The organism is Lentzea cavernae (assembly GCF_014653695.1).
Classification (GTDB): domain Bacteria; phylum Actinomycetota; class Actinomycetes; order Mycobacteriales; family Pseudonocardiaceae; genus Lentzea; species Lentzea cavernae.
Window position 1 is genome coordinate 383,324 of the sequence record NZ_BNAR01000007.1, and the last position, 19,308, is coordinate 402,631.

The following is a 19,308-nucleotide window of genomic DNA, read 5'->3' on the forward strand; positions in this document are numbered from 1 at the left end:
TGCCACCGTCAGATCATCAAGGTCGGAAGTCCGCCGGGAAACCCGCTTCCTGAATGGACAATCCGGACGGACGCAACATTCCGATGCTGCCCTGGGTGTGCAGGTCGAGGAACATGTCCACAACGTCCGGATCGAACTGTTCGCCCCGGCCTGACCAGAGTTCGCGCCTGGCACGGTTTTCGTCCAGTGCTGTCTGGTGTGGACGGTTCGACCGCATCGCCGCCCACGCCACGCAGACGGACAGGATCCGCGCCTCGGCACGGATGTCCGCGCCGCGCAGCCCCTCCGGGTAGCCGGTGCCGTCGTACCGCTCGTGCTGCTGCTTGATCACGTGCGCCACGCCCGCGAAGCCCGGCACCATCCGCGCGAGCCGGTAGCCGAAGTCGGGGTGCTGGCGCAGCAGCCGCCACTCCTCCTCCGACAGCGTGCCGGGTTTGGTCAGCACGACCTCGGGGATGATGACCTTGCCGATGTCGTGCAGCCGGCCGGCGAGCTGGGTGATCCTGATCGTGGGCGCGTCGAGCCCGAACTCCGCCGCCGCCACACCGGCCCAGCGCGACACCGAACGGCTGTGGTCGTAGCGGTGCAGCCACCCGTCCACCCTGTCGGCGACCTGGCAGAGGAACTCCGCCATCGCGCCGTCGGTGTCCGGGTCGACCGCGGGCAGCGGCTCGGGGCCGACCGCGATCCTGTTGCGCCCCGCCGCCTTGGCCGCGTACAGCGCGCGGTCCGCGATGACGACGACCTCGTCGGGGCCGTCGCCGTGGGTCGGGAAGCTCGCCGAGCCGACCGACACCGTGACGGACAACGGGATGTCGTCGTTGCCCGCGTTGACCGGGATCGGCTTCTCCGCCACGCGTTCGCGCAGCCGGTTCGCGATCACCGACAGCCTGCTGGGACCGGCGTCCGGGACGAGCAGCGCGAACTCCTCGCCGCCGTACCGGGCGAGCACCTCGCCGGCCCGCGACGCCGCGCGCAGCCGTGCCGCGACCTCCATCAGCACGTCGTCGCCAGCGGGGTGGCCGTAGTTGTCGTTGATCGACTTGAAGCGGTCGACGTCGATGATGAACACCGCGACGAACCCGTCGTTGCGCCGGGCGCGCGAGATCTCCAGCGGCAGCTGGGCCTCGAAGAACCTGCGGGTGTGCAGGCCGGTGAGGCTGTCGGTGATCGCGAGCTTGCGCTGGTCCGCGACGAGACCCGCGAGCCTCGCGATGATCAGCAACGACAGCAGCCCGCTGCCGGCGGCGATCACCAGGACGTCCTGCGACGACTGGCCGACGTCGTGCACCAGCATCAGCACCGGCGCGGCGAGGGCGGCCGAGCACAGCGCGACGATCCGGCCGCGGCTCAGGCCGACGTCCTTGACGTGCGCGCGGTCGACCAGGCGCGCCATCGTCGGGTGCAGCGCCGCCGCGCCGATGCACAGGTTCGCCGACAACCAGATGGCGTCGAGGAAGTTGCCCGCGTGGTAGGTGCCGTCGAGGCGTTGCAGCACGTAGATCGTGTCCGCCGTCAGGATGCCCAGCAGGTTGCACGTCAGCAGGACGAACGCGCGCGGGCGCGGGCCCGCCCCGAAGATCAGCCGCAGCGCCACCACGAACAGCGCCAGGTCCATCATCGGGAAGCCGAGCGACGCGATCTTCACCAGGACCGGTGACGTGAGCCGCGCCTGCGGGCCGATGACGTAGAGCCAGGACGCCATGCCGGCCACGACCGCGAGCACCGCGGCGTCGAGCAGGCTCGGCAGGTCGAGGCCCGGTGTGCGCCTGCGGATCAGCAGGATCACGCCCGCGACCATCAACGGGTAATGACCGAGGTAGAAGATGTCCGCGTAGGACGGGTAAACCGTGTGCTCGAAGATGTAGTGCGATGCGTAGAACGTCAGGTCCGCGATCGCGTAAACGACCTGACTGAGTGCGAGGAACACCCATGGCCGCCTCCATTGGGGGCGGTTGCGCTTGACACCGGCGAATGTCGCGATCGCCGCCGACGCGCTGATGGTGCAGTAGAGCACCACGCGTACCGTTTGCCCCGTCGTTCCCGCGGGACTGACCGGAATCAGGTAGTAGACGCCCAGCAGCAGGTGACCCGCCACCAGGTACATCCACCACGCTCCGGTGCTGCCGGCACGGAAGACGGTCACACGAGACCCCTCGTTCTACGACATTGGTCGAGCCAGGTGATGATGCCCGACTTGGGATGATCGCGGCACCGTCGTTACTCCAATGAGGTGACCCACCATTACTGACGTTACCGCAAATCCCGGTTCTGTTTTCCACCGCTGCGGCGGCGTTGATCTCGAGTGTCGCCGATCCGTCCCCGCGGTGCTCCCCGAACGATTTTGGCACGACTTTTCGCTGCTCGAAGGTGATTCGCGCACCTTGTGTGCTGGATAATTCCCGACCCACCGGTCGGTAAGCGGCTTCCGTGCGACCTTCGTCGTTGACAGTTGCTCGATCACAACTTGTCGGCGAGGTCCCCGCGGTGATCAACGGACTATCGTGAGGCCGTGGACGGCGTTCGGTTCGGGGTGCTGGGGCCGCTGCTCGTCACGCACGAGGGGCGGGCCGTGCACGTTCCCGCAGGCCAGCCTCGCCAGGTGCTCGTGCTGCTGCTCCTGCACGCCGGTCAGACCGTCGGCGTCGACCACCTCATGTCGATCCTGTGGGACGGCGACCCGCCCGCGAGCGCGCGCAAGGCCGTGCAGGTGCACGTGTCGCAGCTCAGGAGGGCTCTGAAGGGCCTTCCCGGGGTGTCGCTGGAGTGGTCGGGGCACGGCTACCGGCTCGACGTCCCCGACCGCTCGCTCGACCTGCGGCTCTTCCGCGAGGCGCAGGACCCCGACGAGGCGCTCGGGCACTGGCGCGGACCGGCGCTCGCCGAGCTGACGGCGAACACCCGGCTCGCGGACCAGCTGGAGGAGGAACGCCTCGGCGCGGTCGAGAGACGTGCCGGCAAGGCGGTCGGGGACGGCCGGCACCACGAGGTCGTCGGCGAGCTGACCGCCCTCGTCGCGGAACACCCGACCAGGGAACGGCTGCGGGGCGCGCTGATGGTCGCGCTGCACCGCGGCGGGCGGCAGGCCGACGCGCTCAGGACGTACGACGAGGGCCGCCGGCTGCTGGCGGAGGAGCTCGGGCTCGACCCCGGCCAGGAGCTGCGGGACCTGCACGCCGCGATCCTGAGGGGCCACGTCCCCGCCGTGCCGCGCGAACTGCCCGCCACGCCCGACCCGTTCGTCGGGCGCCGTGCGGAGATCGCGCTGATCACGGCCTCGTCCGACACCGTGGTCGCCGTGCACGGGCCGGGCGGGCAGGGCAAGAGCGCGCTCGCCACCGCGGCCGCGCACGAGATGGCCGAACGCTTCCCGGACGGACAGCTGTACGTGGACCTGCACGGCGCCACTCCGGGCCGTTCGCCGCTGTCCCCCGCCGAGGTGGTCCGGCGGTTCCTGCGCGCGCTCGGCACGCCTCCCCTGGCCGTTCCCGCCGACGACTCCGAGGCCGCCGCGCTCTACCGGTCGACGCTGGCCCGGCGGAAGGTGCTGGTGCTGCTGGACAACGCGGTGGACGCGGCGCAGGTCGGCCCGCTGCTGCCCGGCGAGCCGGGTTCGGCCGTGCTGATCACCAGCCGCCGGATGCTCGCGACGCTCAGCGCCCGGCACGTGCGGCTCGACCCGTTGCCCGAGGACGACGCGCTGCGGTTGCTGGGCGACGACGGCGACGCGGCCCGCCAGGTCGCCCGCGCCTGCGACCACCTTCCGCTGGCGCTGACGATCGCGGCCGCACGGCTGCGGTCGCGGCCGGACTGGACGACGGCGACGCTGGCGAAGCGGCTCGCGGACCGGCGTCACCGGCTGGACGAGCTCGACTTCGACGACCTCGGTGTCCGGTCGAGCTTCCAGCTGGGCCTCGAAGGACTCGGGGCCGCCTCGACCAGGGCGTTCACGTTGTTGTGCTGCCTCAACGTTCCGACCGTCGGCGAGCCCGTGGTGCGGGCGCTGCTCGGGCAGGCCGACGTGGACCGCGCGCTGGACCCGTTGGTGGACGCCAAGCTCGTGGAGCCGTGCGGCCCGGAGCGGTACCGGGTGCACGACCTGCTGCGGTTGTTCGGCGCCGAGCAGGTGGACGACGAGAGGCAGGAGGCGCTCGGCCGTGCTCTCGCGCACTACCGCTCGACGCTCTCCGCGGCCTTGAAGAAGCTGAGGCCGCACGCTTATGGCGCGCTCACCTACTCCGCGGCCGGACAGGCGGTCGACGAACCGCTGCGGTGGCTGACCGACGAGGCCGAGAACCTGCTGGCGGCAGCGCGTTCCACCGTGGCCGACCCGGCGCTGGCCGAGCACGGGCTGGCCATCGCGCACATGCTCTACCCGCACCTGTTCAAACAGGACAGGGTCGCGGACCTGGTCGAGCTGGGGCAGATCGCGGACCAGGCCGCGCGCACCGCCGGCACCTCGGCCGCGGTGCAGACCGCGCTCCTGGTGCGGTCGGCGGCGAACCGCCGGATCGGTTCGTTCGAGACGGCCCGCGCCCAGTTGGAAGAAGTGCTGGAAGCACGCGCCGACGACCCGTTCGGGCAGGGGCGTGCGCTCGCCGGCATCGGGACGATCCAGCGCGAGCTCGGCGAGCTGGAGCAGGCCGCGTCCACCCTGGAGCGCGCGATCGAGCTCACCTCGGAGCACGGACCCGCTGGTGCGCAACGGGTTCCGTTGTCCGCGCTGGCTCAGGTGCACCAGGTCGCCGGGCGGTACGAGGAAGCGCTCAGCGCCGCCTCGGAGAGTCTCGCGCTCGCGCGTGAGCACGCGGACGAGGCCGGAACCGCGTACGCGCTGGCTTCGCGGGGACAGGCGTTGTTCAAGCTCGGACGGCTGGACGAGGCCGAAACCGCGCTGAGCGAGTGCATCGCGCTGTGCCGGGCGACGGGCGAGCACAACGACGAGTGGCAGGCGTTGCTGTGCCGCGCGGAAGTGTTGCTGGCTCTGGGAAAAGTATCACCGGCCACAAAGGACGCGGAGCGTTGCCTGGAGATCACCAGCGCTCGCGGCGACCGCTACGGAGAGGGTGTCGCGCACCTCGTGCTCGCCAGGGCAGGCCTGGAAACGCACGCGGACCGGGCGGCCGATCTGCTCGGCACACCCGGTCTGCGCAGGGACGACCTGTTGGAGAGTCTGATCGGCTAGCTCAGCCGCAGTGCTCGAAACCACTGGTGTAGCTGGAGGAACCGACCACGCCGCCCCACTTGACGCACTTGCCGGGCGCCTTCTTCTTCACCGGACCGGCGTAGTAGCCGTACTCGTCGCGGTCGGTCGTGCGGGCCTCGCCCTGGACCTCGAGGAACGCGCCGACGTCCGACGCCGTGCCGATCTTGGTGGTCTTGATCGCGACGACGCAGTTGTAGCCGTTGGACGCGTTGTACAGCAGGGAGACGCGGGCACCGGTGACGTTGGCGCCGTCGATCACCTTGTAGCCGTCACCACAGGCCTCTTCCGGCGTGTACGGGTTGGTGGTGCCACCGCCGCCGCACTTGTTGTTCGACTTGTAGTTCTTGGTGCCGTAGTACAGGATCGTCGTCCCGGAGAACTTGATCTTCTGCGGCGACCCGTTCAGCAGCTGCTCGAAGTGCAGGTGTGCGCCGGTCGAACCGCCGGTGTTGCCGACGTTGCCGATGGTCTGGCCCTGCGAGACGCTCTGGCCGACCGACACCTTCTGCGCGGAGAGGTGGGCGTAGCGCGTGGTCCAGCCGCTGCCGTGGTTGATCTCGATCCACCGGCCGTAGCTCGTGCTGCCCTCGTTGCGGACCTTGCTGACCGTGCCGGACGCGGACGCCACGACGGCGTCACCCTCGTCCGCGCCGCGGTTCAGGTCGATCGCGAGCTGCGGGCTGTGGTTGGTCCTGGTCTGCCCCGACCACGTCTGCCCACACGGGAAAGGCAGCTCGAAGTTGGTGGCGGCGCTGGCCTGCGGGCCACCGAGCACCAGCACTCCCAGCCCGATCGCCAGGCCGGCGACCCCCGAGATCATCCTCTTGACGTCCATGCTCATCCCCTCGTCATCCGAAGATCCGGCGGACCTTCGTGTGCGGAGTGCCGTGTCTGCCGAGCTCGCTGGTCCTGATGCTGCTGCCGTCGCGTGGCGGCGGGGCTTCCAGGATCTTGTCGTCGCCCGAACAGAGGGCGACGTGCGTGGTGGGGGTCGTTGTCCGGGTGGTGGTGCACGCCGTAGGACGCGTCACCCTTGCCACCGGCTCCCCAGAGGTAGGGATAACTCTTACCAGTTTGGGACTTCGCGGTGAACGCGCGGGCCTGAGCCGTGCCGGCGCCCGTGAGGGGCGCCGGCACGACCAGGGCTGTGACCGCCGTGAGAACGGTCTGGTTCACGATCAGCAGCGGATGCTGGTGCGGGCGGTCGGGGTGTTGCCGCTCCACTTGATGTTGCCGACGGCGTGGGTGCACACGCTCAGGGTGTTCGTGCCCGACGACCAGTTGTCGGCCTTCTTGCCGTGGCACTGCAGGCCCTCGAGCGAGTAGGGCGCGCTGGAGCCGGTGGCGACCGAGACGCAGACCTCCCAGTTGGAGTGCGAGGAGCGGAAGCCCTCCCACACGTAGGTGTAGGCCCAGTTCTTGTTGCAGCCCTTGAACTGCTTGACCGAACCGATGGTGGTGCCGCCGCTCGTGATGTACGCGGTGGAACCGATCTGCGTCACGGGGCCGCAGCCCGGCGCCGACTCGGCCTGCGCGGGCGCGCTGAGCCCGAGCATCGCGCCGCCCACGATCACGGCCGCACCGAGCGCGCTGGCGATCTTGCTGAACATGCTTCTCCCTCAATGGTTCTACAACGTGCTGCAGGTCGGTCAGTCGGTGATGTAGCCGGTCACGGCGCGCCCCCTCAGCAAGCGCTCGACGCGAGACGGGCGGTGCGGTGCACGCCGTCGGAGTCGGCGTAGAGCACCTCGCCGCGGGCACAGCCGGGCGCGAAGACCATGTTTCCCCAGTGGTTGCCGGGCGTTCCCGCCGCGACGAAGCCGACGTGGTCGCTGCCCGACCACACCGTGACGCGCAGAGCCGAGTCGCCGCCCGAGTAGTTCGAGACGCGCACCCAGTTCGTCCTGCAGCCGGGCGACCAGCGCAGCTCCGCGGTGCCACCCGTGTACATGGGCGCGGTGTCGGCAGTCGTGGAACCGCCGCTGCACCCGGCGGACACGGGGTCCTTGTCGTTGCAGCCGCGCCCGCTGCAGGACGCGGCCTGTGCGTCCGGCGCCATCAGGAGCGCGAACGCGGCCGCGGCGATCAGGACTGTCGGCTTCATGGCGCCGACTCTGCTGATCGGCGCTCACAGCGACCTGACAGCTACACCCCGTCAGATGTCAGCGAGGTGTCAGAAGGGCACGTCAGCGATCGGTGCGCGAGCGGTCAGCGGGGGTGGCCATGGTGGCGCCATGACGTGGTTGCGCAAGCCCTGGGTGGGCCCGTTGGCGTTCGTGGTGGTGGCTTTCGTGGCGTTCTCGCTGCCGCCCTACCTCACCGGTGATCGGTTGCAGGCACGCGTGCAGTCGGACTGGGGACCGCATTACCCCCTGCTCGTCGTGCACGTCGTCTGCGCGTCGATCGCCATCCTCACGTGCGTGGTGCAGATCTGGCCGTGGTTCCGTGCACGCTTTCCCTCGTGGCACCGCCGCGTCGGCCGTGTCTACGTGCTGGCCGGTGTCCTGCCCGCCGGCGTGTCGGGGCTGGTGATCGGCTGGATGACCCCGTTCGGACCGGTCGCGCAGGTCAGCACCGTGGTGCTCTCGGTGCTGTGGCTGACCTTCACCCTCCTGGCGTGGCGCGCGGCGCGGCGGCGCCAGTTCCGCGACCACCGCAAGTGGATGATCCGCAGCTTCGTGCTGACCGTCTCGATCATCACGAACCGGATCTGGGGCGTGATCGGGTTCCTGCTGCTGGCCGACCGCGTGCCGGAGGCGGAGCTGCCGCAGACGATCGCCGGGATCTCGACGTGGGCGGGGTGGACGATCCCGCTGCTGGCCTCGCAGTGGTGGCTGGAGCGCAAGCCCCGGCGCCGGGCCGTGGCCGAGCAGCGCGAGGCCGTTCCCGTCTGACGTCCTGGCGACTACGGTCGGCGTTCATGAGGCTACTGCTCGCTGTGCTGATGATGGTCGTCCTCGCCCCGGTCGCGTCCGCCGCGCCCGCAGCCGCACCGACCGCGAGGTGCGAGTTCATCCCGACGCCGGAGAACCCGGCCGCCCGCCCGGTCCAGCCGCCCGGCGCCGTCGTCCCGGCGAAGGGCACGGTGAAGGTCACCATCGTGACCAACTACGGCGTGGTCATCGCGTCGCTGGACCGCGCCAACGCCCCGTGCGGCGTGGAGAACTTCGCCCACCTGGCGCGGAGCTGGTTCTACACGCTGTCGCAGTGCTGGCGGCTGACCGACACCACGCGCCTGGGCGTGCTGCAGTGCGGCGACATCTACCGCGCCGAGGAGGGCGGGCCCGGCTACCGGTTCGCCGACGAGGTGACGGGCAAGGAGACCTACGCGCGCGGCACCATCGCGTACGGCAACCAGGGTCCGGGGACGAACGGCAGCGAGTTCTTCATCGTGCACTCGTTCGCCAACATCCAGCCCGTCTACACCGTGATCGGTCACGTCACCCAAGGCATGGACACGCTGGACCGGATCGTGAAGGCCGGAATCGTGCCGCAGCCGGACGGCCTGCTCGACGGCGCACCGAAGAAGCCGGTCAGGATCCTGCACGTCCTCGCCCGGTAGTTAGTGTGTGCCCGTGCGAAAGATCCTGGTCATCGGTATCGGCGCGGGCAACCCCGACCACCTGACGGTGCAGGCCGTGAAGGCGTTGCAGACGGTCGACGTGTACTTCGTGCTGGACAAGGGTTCCGTGAAGCAGGAGCTCGTCGACCTGCGCGCGTCGATCCTCACCGAGCACGTCTCGCGGCCGTACCGCTGGGTCGAGGGCCGGGACCCGGAACGCGACCGCAACCCCGCCGACTACGCCGCGACCATCGAGGCCTGGCGCCGCGACCGCGCCGACGTGGTGCTCTCGTTGCTGGGCGAACTGGGCGAGGACGAGACCGGCGCGTTCCTCGTGTGGGGCGACCCGTCCCTGTACGACTCGACCCTGGCGATCCTCGACGACCTGCTGGCACGCGGCTCGGAGTTCTCCGTGGAGGTGATCCCCGGCGTCACGTCGGTGGCGGCGCTGACGGCCGGCCACCGGGTGTCGCTGAACCAGGTCGGCAAGCCGGTGCAGATCACGACCGGCCGCCGCCTGGCCGCCGGGTGGCCGTCCGATGTGGACGACGTCGCCGTGATGCTGGACGCGTCGTACTCGTTCGAGGGCGTGGACCCGGACACGTGGATCTACTGGGGCGCCTACCTCGGGATGCCGGACGAGATCCTCGTGTCCGGTCGCGTCGGGGACGTGGCGGCGGAGATCCGGTCGGTGCGCGACGAGGCCCGTGCGCGCAAGGGCTGGATCATGGACACCTACCTGCTGCGCCGCCCTTGATCGTCGTCACTCGGCGATCAGCCGCTCGACGGAGCGGACGACGAGGTCCCTGTTCGCGTTCGGGGTGCTGAACGCGAGGATCGACATGTGCACGACCAGGTCCAGCAGATCCGTGGCGTTGAACGCGGCGGTGATCCTGCCTTCCATCTGGGCCTGGCCGATGGCCTCGATCTTGTGCCGGTGCGCCGCTGCCTCGGGCTCGGGGATCGACTCGAAGCCGTTCTCCAGCCGGTGGTACGCCGCGAGCCTCAGCAGGCGCGGCTCCTCCACGTAGGCGTCGAACAACCTGCCCGCGTAGCCGGGCAGGTCCTCGGGCGTGATCGGCACCGACCGGACGACGCGGTCGATCTGGATCTTCAGCAGCTCGTCGAACAGCCCTTCCTTGCTGCCGAAGTAGGCGTAGATCATCGCCTTGTTGCACCCGGCCTTGGCCGCGATGCGGTCGACGCGCGCACCCGCGATGCCGTACTCGGCGAACTCGTCCAGCGCCGCCTCGAGCAGGTTTGCCTTCGTCGCTTCCTTGTCCCTCGCCACGTCCCCCATCTTAACCAACCGGTTGGTCCTGGCAACTAACCGTTTAGTTGACAGCCGGTCGGATCCGTGGTTGCCTGGTTCTAGCAACCAAACAGTTGGTTAATCCAGCCAACCGGTCAGTCAGGAGTCGTCATGAAGGTCGCACTGGTCACGGGAGCGTCGTCGGGGATCGGCGAGTCCACGGCCGTTGAGCTGCACAAAGCTGGTTACACCGTCTACGCGGCGGCTCGGCGGGTGCAGAGGATGGAAGGGCTGGCGGCGCAGGGCATCAAGGTGATCGAGATGGACGTGACCGACGACGAGTCGATGGTCGCGGGCGTCAAGCAGGTCATCGCCGAGTCCGGGCGGATCGACGTGCTGGTGAACAACGCCGGTTACGGGTCGTACGGGGCGTTCGAGGACGTGCCGCTGTCCGAGGGCAAGTACCAGTTCGAGGTCAACGTGTTCGGGCTCGCGCGGCTGGTGCAGCTGGTCGTGCCGCACATGCGTGCGCAGAAGAGCGGGCGGATCGTGAACGTGTCGTCGATCGGCGGCAAGATCTACGAGCCGCTCGGCGGCTGGTACCACTCCACGAAGTTCGCGGTCGAGGGACTGAGCGACTCGTTGCGGCTGGAGCTGAAGCCGTTCGGGATCGACGTCGTGGTGATCCAGCCCGGCGCGATCAGGACGGAGTGGGGCGGGATCGCCGTCGAGAACCTGCGGAAGCGGTCCGGCGAGGGTGCCTACCGGGAGCAGGTGCGGCAGCTGTCGGCGTTCTTCGGGCAGGTCGAGCGCGGCTCGGACCCGAAGGTCATCGCGGACGTGATCGTGAAGGCGGCGCGTGCCCGCAGGCCGAAGACGAGGTACGCGGCGGGGTTCGGCGCGGGGCCGATCCTGTTCGCGCGCAGGGTGCTGCCCGACCGCGGGTTCGACGCCCTGTTCCTCGGGGCCATGCGCCGCGCGGGGCGTGTCTGAGCAGGTACCTTCGGTTCAGAACCACCGAGGGGAGTCGTGTGCACGAGGGGCTGTCGCCGGAGGCCGAGAAGCTCTACCTGGCGATGCTGCGGGGAGACGGCGACGCGGGGTCCAGCGGGGCGCGCGAGGAGCTCGAACGGCTCGGGCTGATCAGGAACGACGACGTGCGGCCGCCCCGGTCGGCGCTGGCGGCGATCGCGTCCGGTCACGAGGCCGCTGCCGTCAGGGCGCGCGAGACCGCGGAGTTCCTGGCCGCCGCCTACGCCGAGCGCGGGGCGAAGGAGGTCGACTTCGTCGAGGTGCTCAAGGACGCGGACGAGGTGATCTGCGCGTTCGAGGACATGCAGAGCCAGGCCAAGTCGGGGATCAGGGCGCTCGACCCCGGTTCGTACCTGAGCCCTCAGCCGGAGGCGAGTCCCGCGCAGCCCCCGGCACTGGCCCGCGGCATCGCTTACCGGGTCGTGTACGAGTCGGCGCTGCTGCAGACCGAACGGGGCTTCGCGTCGGTGCAGGAGAGCATCGCGGTCGGCGAGCAGGCGCGGACGTTCCCCGGCGTGCCGCTCAAGCTCGTGATCGCCGACTCGGACCGGGCGTTGATCGCGGTGCCCACGGTCACGGGCGGGAACGTCGTGGCGCTGCTCATTCACCCGTCCGTGCTGCTGAGCGCGCTCATCGAGCTGTTCGAGGCGTTCTGGCGGATGGCGGTGTCGATCACCCCCGGCAGCCAGGACGACACCAACGCGGAGCCGACGACGGCCACCCGCCAGTTGATGGCGCTGCTCAGCGCCGGTCTGACGGACGAGTCGATCGCACGCGAGCTCGGCATCAGCGACCGCACGGTGCACCGCCGGGTGAGCCGGCTGCAGCAGTTGCTCGGCGCGCAGACGCGGTTCCAGCTCGGCGTGCAGGCGTCACGGCGCGGGTGGCTCTAGTCACCACTGGTAATCGAGACACTGATCTTCATCACTCTGTGAACACGATCGGTGACGGTTTCCAGACATGGCGACTTTCTGCCATCACCCAGGAGTGTTAAACGCGGGCTTCACCCCTTCTCCTCTGATGCAAGCGCGGCCCCACCCGGCCGTGCGGGGGCAGAAGGAGATCCACACCGTGAGGAAGTACTTCAGAGGCGGAATCGCCGCGGTCACAGGGGCGCTGATCGCGACGAGCATCGTGCTCACGCCGGCGGCGGGCGCGGCACCGAAGCAGGACCCGGACACGCAGAAGCTCGCGGGGGCGCTCGCCACCCAGAAGGTCACCTGGGAGGAGTGCACCTTCCCCGGCGTCGACCCCGCGACCGTCGAGAAGTTCAAGACCGTCAAGGGTCTCGCCTGCGCGACCATCCAGGTCCCGCGCGACTGGCACAACCCGGCCGACGGCAACACGATCGGCATCCGCGTCTCCAAGACCGAGACCGCGTACAAGGGCACCAGCCGCCAGGGGATCGCGCTGGTCAACCCCGGCGGTCCCGGCGGCTCCGGCCTGCCGTGGGGCGCGGCGATGGCGCTGCGCGCCCCGGTTCTCGCCGGCCAGTACGACTTCATCGGCTTCGACCCGCGCGGTGTCGGCCTCTCCACGCCGCTCACCTGCAGCTACACCGTCCCGAACAGCACCGACGTCAACGTGCTGAACAAGGCGAAGGTCGACGGCTGCCTCGAGAACCCGCTGACGCAGTTCATCACCACCGAGCAGACCACCTACGACATGGACTTCATCCGCGTCGTGCTCGGCGAGAAGAAGACGAGCTACATCGGCTACTCCTACGGCACGTGGCTCGGCACCTGGTACGCCGCCACGTTCCCGAGCAAGGCGCACCGCTTCCTGCTCGACTCGGCCGTCGACGCCTCGCAGTCGACCCTCGAGAACACCTGGGACCTGCAGCCGCGCACCCGCGACCGCCAGTTCCAGGAGGCGCTGCTGCCGTTCATGGCGCGCAGCGACGCCAAGTACGGCCAGGGCACCGACCCGATGGAGATCCGCCGCAACTGGGAGAAGGCCGGCGGCACCCGCGAGTTCGTCGGGCAGCTCTTCGTCGCCTGGTTCGTGATCCCCGCGATGTACGACACCTCGCAGTACCACGTGGCCGCCTCCGCGGTCGCCTCGGTGATCGACGCCGCCTCCGAGACCGCCGCCTCGCCGTCCGAGAAGGTCGAGCAGATCGTCGCGAAGATGCTGACGGTCCCGGGCCTCACCGACGACAACAGGGCGTTCATCACCAAGGCCAAGAACAACGCGCTCGCCGCCATCGCCAAGAAGGAGCGCGTCGCGGTCAAGACCACGACCGCCGCCGCCGAGGTCGAGACCTGGGACGCGTCGTTCGAGGCGATCCGCTGCCAGGACGGCCAGTGGAACCAGAACCTGCACTACTGGAACTACTGGCTCGCGGACCTGACCGTGAACGCGCCGTTCATCGCGCCGTTCATGGCCACCCCGCTGTGCGCCTACTGGCCGGCCAAGACCTCGATGCCGAAGCCGGACAAGAAGACCTTCCCGCGCCTGCTCGTCGCCCAGGCCGAGCTCGACGCCGCCACGGCCTACGAGGGCGGCCTCGCCACCGCGAAAGCCCTGCCGAACGCGAAGCTGATCAGCGTCGACAACGAGGGCTCGCACGGCCTGTTCCCGTACAACACGGACTGCGTCGACGACCCGGTCGTCGCCTACTTCCAGACCGGCATCACCCCGCGCAAGCAGTTCACCGGCTGCCAGGCGCTCCCGCTGCCGAACGAGGACAAGACGTTCGAGGTCGGCGGCAAGCTCACCAACGGCAAGGTGAAGATCAAGATGATCACGCCGGCCGTGAAGGAGGCCAACAAGATCGTCAAGGACCTGCTGAGCGGGTCTTCGACGGCGGCGGCCGACGAGTCGGGCATGCCGGCCAACCTGTAACACCCTGTTGAGCTGCGGCCCTCGGCGCGATGCGCCGGGGGCCGTTTCCATGCGCGGCCTTCGGTGGTGGTGCGGCAGAGGGGGCGCGGAGGGGCGGAGGTGGTGCGGCGAGAAGGAGTGGGCGGCGGCCGGGCTGGTGAGGAACGGCCGGGGTGGCGGGCGGCAGCACGGGTGGTGGGAAGCGGCAGGGGTGGCGGGAAGCGGCAGGGGTGGCGGGAAGCGGCAGGGGTGGCGGGAAGCGGCAGGGGTGGCGGGAAGCGGCAGGGGTGGCGGGAAGCGGCAGGGCGGCAGCACGGGTGGCCGGGCAGCAGGGCAGCAGAGGTGGCTGGCGGCCAGGGGTGAACACGGAGGCGGGCTGCGACAGGAATGGTGAGCGGCCAGGAGTGGTGAGCGGCCAGAGGCGAGCGCGGCCAGAGGCGGACATGGGAAGCGTGCTGCCGCAGCAGCGAGAACGCGGAAGGCGGGGCGGTGGCAGGGTCGCACCAGAACCGCGGGCGTGGCGGCAAGGGCGGCGAGTCGCGGCGGGGCGAGGGAGTCGCGGCGGGGCGAGGGAGTCGCGGCGGGGCGAGGGAGTCGCGGCAGGCGAAGGAGTCGCGGAGCAGCTACCTGCGAGCGATCAGGCCGTCGGCGAGCGTGAGATCAAGCGCCTGGCCCTGCCGAAAAGTCAGCCGAAGCCGGCGCGAACCTCTAGCGCTGCCACCACTTCTTGCGCACCACGTCCACGATCACGCAGGTGATGTTGTCCGGCCCACCGTTGCCGTTGGCCAACGCGACCAACTGCCACGCAGCCTCAGTCCCGTCCTCAGTGGACAGCAGGATCTCGTGCACGTCCTCGAGATCCGTGTAATCAGTCAGGCCATCACTGCACAACAGGTACCGGTCCTCGACCTTCGCCTGGTGCCAGGTCAGGTCCGGGTCGTGGGAGTTGCCGGACTGCAGGGCGCGCAGCACGTACGCGCGGCGCGGGTGGACGAGGGCCTCTTCCGGTGTCATGCGGCCGGCGTCCACGAGGGCCTGGACCATGGTGTGGTCGTGGGAGATCTGGCGGAGTTCGCCTTCCCTGAGGACGTAGGCGCGGGAGTCGCCGATGTGGGCGAGCTGGAAGGCGAGGCCGTCCCAGCGGATGGCGGTCAGGGTGGTGCCGGCGCCCTGGGGGGTTTCGGCGTCGAGTCTTCTGGCGATCTCGGCCACGGCCGGGCCCAGGTCGTCGCCCTCCCAGGTGGCCAGGACGTCGACTGCGAGCGCGCTGGCCACTTCGCCGTGTTCGTGGCCGCCCATGCCGTCCGCCACCGCCTGGAGGTCGGGGCGGACGTAGACCGAGTCCTCGTTGTGCTCGCGGACGAGCCCAGGATCGGTCGCCACGGCGATGCGCAGCTCGTGTGTCATGACTCCAGTAGATCAGTTGTGAAGTGAGTTCACAAGCAATACGGTTGTGAACATGGATGAGACGGTCAACGCCGGGGACATCGCGCGGCTCGCCGAGGTGGGGCGGGCCGCCGTGTCGAACTGGCGGCGGCGGTTCGAGGACTTCCCGGCGCCGGTCGGCGGGACGGCCTCCAGTCCGTTGTACCTGCTTCGCGACGTCGAGTCATGGCTGAAGCGCAACGGGAAGCCGTTCCGGGTCTCGCCGGCCGAGCGGTTGTGGACCCAGCTGCGGACCCACGACGACCTGAAGCTCGGTGAGGCGCTCGCCTCGATCGAGACGGACGCGGAGACCTTCGAGTTCCTCCACGAGCGCTACCTCGAAGCCCACTCACGGCTGTTGAACCCCACTCCACCCGAGGTGATCGACGTCGTCCTGGCCACGACCGACGGCGACACGGTGATCGACCCCGCGTGCGGCACGGGCGGTCTGCTGAAGGCCTCCAAGGCGCGGAACAAGATCGGGCAGGAGCTCGACCCGGTGTCCGCGGTCATCGCACGGCGCCGGCTGCCGCACGCTCAGATCTTCACGGGCGACTCGTTGCGGCACAACGGGGTCCAGGAGAAGGCCGACGCGGTCGTGTGCGATCCGCCGTGGCACGACAGGGCGTGGGGGCACGAGGAGCTGGTCGGCGACGCCCGCTGGACCTACGGCCTGCCGCCGCGCGGTGAGCCCGAGCTGGCCTGGTTGCAGCACTGCCTGTCGCTGACCAAGCCGGGTGGCCTGGCGGCCGTGCTGATGCCGTCGGCGGCGGCGTCCAGGAGGCCGGGCAAGCGCATCAGGGGGAACCTCCTGCGCGCGGGGGCCGTCAGAGCGGTCATGACCGTGCAGCCGGGACGCGACCTGTGGCTGCTGCGCAACCCGATCGGCCGCGCGCCCGAGCACATCGCGCTGCTGGAGACGCCCGGACCGCTCGACCCCAACACGCGGGTGATCGACCTGCTGGACGACGACGTCGACCTCAGCCCGTCGCGCCGCAACGGCACCGACGCGTCCGCCTACCTCGCGGCCCAGCCGGCGTTCGCGCTGCCTCAGCTCCCCGAGCTGCGCGGGCAGGACGCTCCCCCGATGACGACGATCGGCGAACTGGTCAGGGCCGCGCCCGGCGAGCACGTCGTCCTGTCCCCCACCGGCGCGACGTACGAGATCGACCCGCGCAAGGTCGACCCCGACTTCCTCGAGGGCGTGCTGCGCGCCGCGTTCGCCCGCACGCCGACCGGCTCGACCCGGCTCGACGTCAGGAGGACGCAGGTCCCGTCGCTGCCGATCGACGCACAACGCCGGTACGGCAGGACGTTCAAGCAGCTCAAGGCGCTCGAGGACGGGCTCGCGGAGGCCGCGGCGCTCGTCGGGCTCGGGTACGCGGGTCTGCTGGGCGGACAGGTCGGACCGGCGTGAAGGTTAGGCTTCCCCGGTGCTGATCGCCGACCGCTACGAGATCGACGACCTGCCGCTGGGGCGGGGTGGCATGGGTGCCGTGCACAAGGGGCGGGACCTGCGCCTGGATCGGCGCGTCGCGGTCAAGCTCCTGCGGCTGCCCGGCAGTGATGACGAGGTGGCGCAACGGTTCGCGCGCGAGGCGAGGATCGTCGCGAAGCTGGAGCACCCCGGAGTGCCCGTCCTGTACGACTACGGGACGTTCGAGCAGCGCCTGTTCCAGGTCATGCAGTTCGTCGACGGCGTCACGGTGGCCGATCTGGTCGGCGAGTTCGGTCCCCTGCCGGAGGCTTGGGCCGCGAACATCGCCGCGCAGGCCGCCGCGGTCCTCGCGGCCGCGCACGAACGCGGCATCTGCCACCGCGATCTCAAGCCCACCAACCTGATGCTGTGCCCGGACGGCGCGGTGAAGGTGCTCGACTTCGGCCTCGCGCTGCTGCGGGAGAGCGACGTCGCGCCGTTCAGCCGGGCCGGTCAGATCCTCGGCACGCCGAGCTACATGGCGCCCGAGCAGATCCAGCGCGGGATCGCCGAGCCGCGCAGCGACCTGTACGCGCTGGGGTGCGTGCTGCACGAGATGCTGACGGGCGACCAGCTCTTCACCGGCCCGACGGCCTACGCGGTGTTCGACAAGCACGTCAAGGAAGCACCGCCGAGAACGGCGGGAGCGCTCGACCCCGTGGTGCAGCGGCTGCTGGCCAAGGACCCTCAAGACCGGCCCGCGACGGCGCTCGAGGTCTTCGACGACCTGCAAGGGTTTGCGCAGGACCCACCGGCGTTGCCGGGCTTCGTGCGGGACGGCTCGACGGCGATGTACTCGAGCGTGCAGGTCAGGCCGGGATTCGGTTCACCTCGTGGTCACCTGTCGCCCACAGGTGCTGCACCGCGTACGCCCGCCACGGCCGCCACGCCTCCGAACGCCTGACCAGCGCCGCCGGGGTCGACGGCAGGCCCAGCGCCTCGGCGGCCAGCCTGATGCCGAGGTCGGTCGGCAGGAACGCGTCGTCGTCGCCCAACGCGCGCATCAGGATCGACTCGACGGTCCACGGGCCGAAGCCGGGCAGCGACAACAGCTCCTCGCGCGCGGCGGCCCGGTCCGCCCCGGGAGACAGGTCCAAACCGGACCCCAGCGCACCGAGCAGCGCGGCCATCGTGCGGCGCCGCGACGCGGGCACCGCCATCTCGTCGACGTCGAACGACAGCGGGAACAGGAACAGGTCCCCCACCGGCGTGCCGTGCGCCGCCACGAGCCGTGCGGCGTGCGTGCGCGCTGCCTTCGTCGACACCTGCTGGCCCAGCACGGCCCTAACGGCGAACTCCGCGCCGTCCACCGTGCGCGGCACACGGCGGCCGGGCGCAGCGGAAATCAACGGTGCCAAAAGGGGATCCTCGGACAACGCGGCGTCCACCGCCAATGGATCGGCGTCGAGGTCCAGCAGAAACCGGCAAAGGTCTAGAGCACTGGCCAAATCGCCGGGATCGGACAGTTCCAGCGTGCAGGCGACGTGGTCGGGGAACGGTCGCAAAGAGGCGATCCCGAAACCGGAAGGAAGTCGCAAGCTCCGCCGGTAGACACCGTCGCGCCACTCCTCCACGCCCGGCACGGCGGTGGCGATGAGGTGGCCGAACAGGTTGTCCGGGTGAAGAGGTGCTTGAAAGGACAACCGTTCCGAGAACGTGCTCAACCGCATGTCCACCAGCATGACGCCATTCCTGTCGAGACGCTGGCGGGAAAGCGACATCATTCCGGACGGGGCCAACCGGGTGACCTGCTTCGCAGCAAGAATATCCGTGGCTAGGCTGACCTCAGCGCCGTTGCAGCAGTTGTCACGTTCAGCAGGGAAGGGCGGCGTCGCGTGCGATGAGAGCGGCCTGGACGCGGTTGTCGCACCGGAGTTTCGTCAGCAGTCGGCTGACATGGGCTTTGATGGCCCCTTCCGAGAGGTACATGAGCCGTGCGATGCGTGCGTTCGCCATGCCCTGCGCCAGGTACACCAACACTTCCTGTTCGCGTCGGGTGAGCAGGCTGATGCGGCTGCGCGCGGCGTCACGGCGTTCCGAGTCGGCGCCGGTGAAGTGGTCGATCAACGCACGCGTGGCGGACGGCGAGAGCATCGCCTCTCCGGCGGCCACGGCTCGCACGGCGTTCACGAGCGCGCCGGGTTCTCCGTTCTTGAACAGGAATCCCGCCGCACCGGCGCGCAACGCCGGGAAGAGCATCTCCTCGGTGTGCGGGGTGCACAGCAGGACCACCTGCGTGCCCGGCACGTGCCTGCGCACCAGCCGCACGGCCGCGAGGCCCTCCATGCCGGGCATGGACGCGTCCATCAGCAGCACCTGCGGGCGCTGGCGCCGCGCGAGTTCGAGCGCGCCGCCGCCGTCGCCGGCCTCACCGACCACCACGACGCCGCCAGACCGTTCCAGCACACCGCGGACCCCGGTGCGGATCAGCACCTGGTCGTCCGCGATGCCCACGGTGATCGTGCGCGGTTTGTCCACCAGCTGCAGACCTGCGCTCGTCCACGAAGTGCTCGTCGTCAACGTCATGC

At 69.9% G+C, this 19,308-nt stretch carries 17 protein-coding genes; 9 read left to right on the plus strand and 8 right to left on the minus strand.

The genetic code is table 11. The features are described from left to right. Positions 1-16: 16 nt before the first annotated feature. Positions 17-2,146, minus strand: coding sequence for a bifunctional diguanylate cyclase/phosphohydrolase (locus IE307_RS24780; RefSeq protein WP_229905026.1), 2,130 nt, complete (start codon positions 2,144-2,146; stop codon positions 17-19). Positions 2,147-2,512: 366 nt separating this feature from the next. Here IE307_RS24780 and IE307_RS24785 point away from each other — a divergent pair, with 366 nt between their 5' ends. Then, complete coding sequence (locus IE307_RS24785) at positions 2,513-5,185, plus strand: AfsR/SARP family transcriptional regulator (protein ID WP_191301588.1); 2,673 nt, start codon at positions 2,513-2,515, stop codon at positions 5,183-5,185. 1 nt (position 5,186) lies between these two features. Here the strand turns inward: IE307_RS24785 and IE307_RS24790 are convergent, their stop codons facing one another. From IE307_RS24790 to IE307_RS24800, 3 genes are all read right to left on the minus strand, one after another. Then, on the minus strand, positions 5,187-6,041 hold the full coding sequence (locus tag IE307_RS24790) for a M23 family metallopeptidase (protein WP_373306035.1): 855 nt from the start codon (positions 6,039-6,041) through the stop codon (positions 5,187-5,189). A gap of 343 nt (positions 6,042-6,384) precedes the next feature. Continuing rightward, on the minus strand, positions 6,385-6,816 hold the full coding sequence (locus IE307_RS24795) for a hypothetical protein (RefSeq protein WP_191301592.1): 432 nt from the start codon (positions 6,814-6,816) through the stop codon (positions 6,385-6,387). A 74-nt stretch (positions 6,817-6,890) separates the two neighbouring features. After that, a complete protein-coding gene (locus IE307_RS24800; RefSeq protein WP_191301594.1) occupies positions 6,891-7,310 on the minus strand; it encodes a DUF2690 domain-containing protein in 420 nt (139 codons plus the stop codon). 130 nt (positions 7,311-7,440) lie between these two features. Between IE307_RS24800 and IE307_RS24805 the strand changes: the two genes are divergently transcribed. The 3 genes from IE307_RS24805 to cobF are packed head-to-tail and all read left to right on the plus strand — an operon-like array spanning position 7,441 to position 9,525. Beyond that, positions 7,441-8,100, plus strand: coding sequence for a DUF2306 domain-containing protein (locus tag IE307_RS24805; protein WP_191301596.1), 660 nt, complete (start codon positions 7,441-7,443; stop codon positions 8,098-8,100). Between the two features lie 26 nt (positions 8,101-8,126). Then, a complete protein-coding gene (locus tag IE307_RS24810) occupies positions 8,127-8,768 on the plus strand; it encodes a peptidylprolyl isomerase (RefSeq protein WP_191301598.1) in 642 nt (213 codons plus the stop codon). A 13-nt stretch (positions 8,769-8,781) separates the two neighbouring features. After that, entirely contained in the window at positions 8,782-9,525 is a 744-nt protein-coding gene (gene cobF / locus IE307_RS24815) for a precorrin-6A synthase (deacetylating) (protein ID WP_191301600.1), read from the plus strand. A 6-nt stretch (positions 9,526-9,531) separates the two neighbouring features. Here cobF and IE307_RS24820 read toward each other — a convergent pair whose 3' ends face one another. Further along, positions 9,532-10,059: a TetR/AcrR family transcriptional regulator gene (locus IE307_RS24820; protein WP_191301602.1), complete on the minus strand. Its 528-nt coding sequence runs from the start codon at positions 10,057-10,059 to the stop codon at positions 9,532-9,534. A 132-nt stretch (positions 10,060-10,191) separates the two neighbouring features. Between IE307_RS24820 and IE307_RS24825 the strand changes: the two genes are divergently transcribed. From IE307_RS24825 to IE307_RS24835, 3 genes are all read left to right on the plus strand, one after another. Further along, a complete protein-coding gene (locus IE307_RS24825; protein ID WP_191301604.1) occupies positions 10,192-11,013 on the plus strand; it encodes an oxidoreductase in 822 nt (273 codons plus the stop codon). Between the two features lie 38 nt (positions 11,014-11,051). Further along, a complete protein-coding gene (locus IE307_RS24830; protein ID WP_229905027.1) occupies positions 11,052-11,945 on the plus strand; it encodes a helix-turn-helix transcriptional regulator in 894 nt (297 codons plus the stop codon). A 178-nt stretch (positions 11,946-12,123) separates the two neighbouring features. Continuing rightward, positions 12,124-13,899, plus strand: a complete 1,776-nt coding sequence (locus tag IE307_RS24835) for an alpha/beta hydrolase (protein ID WP_229905028.1) — start codon at positions 12,124-12,126, stop codon at positions 13,897-13,899. A 687-nt stretch (positions 13,900-14,586) separates the two neighbouring features. On the opposite strand, the gene IE307_RS24840 is transcribed toward IE307_RS24835, so the two are convergent. Further along, on the minus strand, positions 14,587-15,285 hold the full coding sequence (locus IE307_RS24840) for a PP2C family protein-serine/threonine phosphatase (RefSeq protein WP_191301606.1): 699 nt from the start codon (positions 15,283-15,285) through the stop codon (positions 14,587-14,589). A 52-nt stretch (positions 15,286-15,337) separates the two neighbouring features. Here IE307_RS24840 and IE307_RS24845 point away from each other — a divergent pair, with 52 nt between their 5' ends. Further along, entirely contained in the window at positions 15,338-16,720 is a 1,383-nt protein-coding gene (locus IE307_RS24845) for an HsdM family class I SAM-dependent methyltransferase (protein WP_191301608.1), read from the plus strand. Between the two features lie 16 nt (positions 16,721-16,736). Next, a complete protein-coding gene (locus IE307_RS24850; RefSeq protein ID WP_191301610.1) occupies positions 16,737-17,684 on the plus strand; it encodes a serine/threonine-protein kinase in 948 nt (315 codons plus the stop codon). On the opposite strand, the gene IE307_RS24855 is transcribed toward IE307_RS24850, so the two are convergent. Both IE307_RS24855 and IE307_RS24860 read right to left on the minus strand, forming a co-directional pair. Then, the gene (locus IE307_RS24855; protein ID WP_229905029.1) at positions 17,590-18,462 is read right to left on the minus strand and encodes a DNA-3-methyladenine glycosylase family protein; all 873 of its coding nucleotides are present in this window, start codon (positions 18,460-18,462) and stop codon (positions 17,590-17,592) included. The two genes, IE307_RS24850 and IE307_RS24855, sit on opposite strands and share 95 nt — an antisense overlap. A 130-nt stretch (positions 18,463-18,592) precedes the next feature. After that, positions 18,593-19,306, minus strand: a complete 714-nt coding sequence (locus tag IE307_RS24860) for a response regulator (RefSeq protein WP_191301612.1) — start codon at positions 19,304-19,306, stop codon at positions 18,593-18,595. Positions 19,307-19,308: the final 2 nt, after the last annotated feature.

Excerpts from the sequence above, each read along its gene's own strand:
- IE307_RS24790 (WP_373306035.1), bottom strand. The coding sequence starts at position 6,041 with ATGGACGTCAAGAGGATGATCTCGGGGGTCGCCGGCCTGGCGATCGGG.
- IE307_RS24795 (WP_191301592.1), bottom strand. The coding sequence starts at position 6,816 with ATGTTCAGCAAGATCGCCAGCGCGCTCGGTGCGGCCGTGATCGTGGGC.
- IE307_RS24800 (WP_191301594.1), bottom strand. The coding sequence starts at position 7,310 with ATGAAGCCGACAGTCCTGATCGCCGCGGCCGCGTTCGCGCTCCTGATG.
- IE307_RS24805 (WP_191301596.1), top strand. The coding sequence starts at position 7,441 with ATGACGTGGTTGCGCAAGCCCTGGGTGGGCCCGTTGGCGTTCGTGGTG.
- IE307_RS24810 (WP_191301598.1), top strand. The coding sequence starts at position 8,127 with ATGAGGCTACTGCTCGCTGTGCTGATGATGGTCGTCCTCGCCCCGGTC.
- IE307_RS24825 (WP_191301604.1), top strand. The coding sequence starts at position 10,192 with ATGAAGGTCGCACTGGTCACGGGAGCGTCGTCGGGGATCGGCGAGTCC.
- IE307_RS24840 (WP_191301606.1), bottom strand. The coding sequence starts at position 15,285 with ATGACACACGAGCTGCGCATCGCCGTGGCGACCGATCCTGGGCTCGTC.
- IE307_RS24845 (WP_191301608.1), top strand. The coding sequence starts at position 15,338 with ATGGATGAGACGGTCAACGCCGGGGACATCGCGCGGCTCGCCGAGGTG.
- IE307_RS24855 (WP_229905029.1), bottom strand. The coding sequence starts at position 18,462 with ATGCTGGTGGACATGCGGTTGAGCACGTTCTCGGAACGGTTGTCCTTT.
- IE307_RS24860 (WP_191301612.1), bottom strand. The coding sequence starts at position 19,306 with ATGACGTTGACGACGAGCACTTCGTGGACGAGCGCAGGTCTGCAGCTG.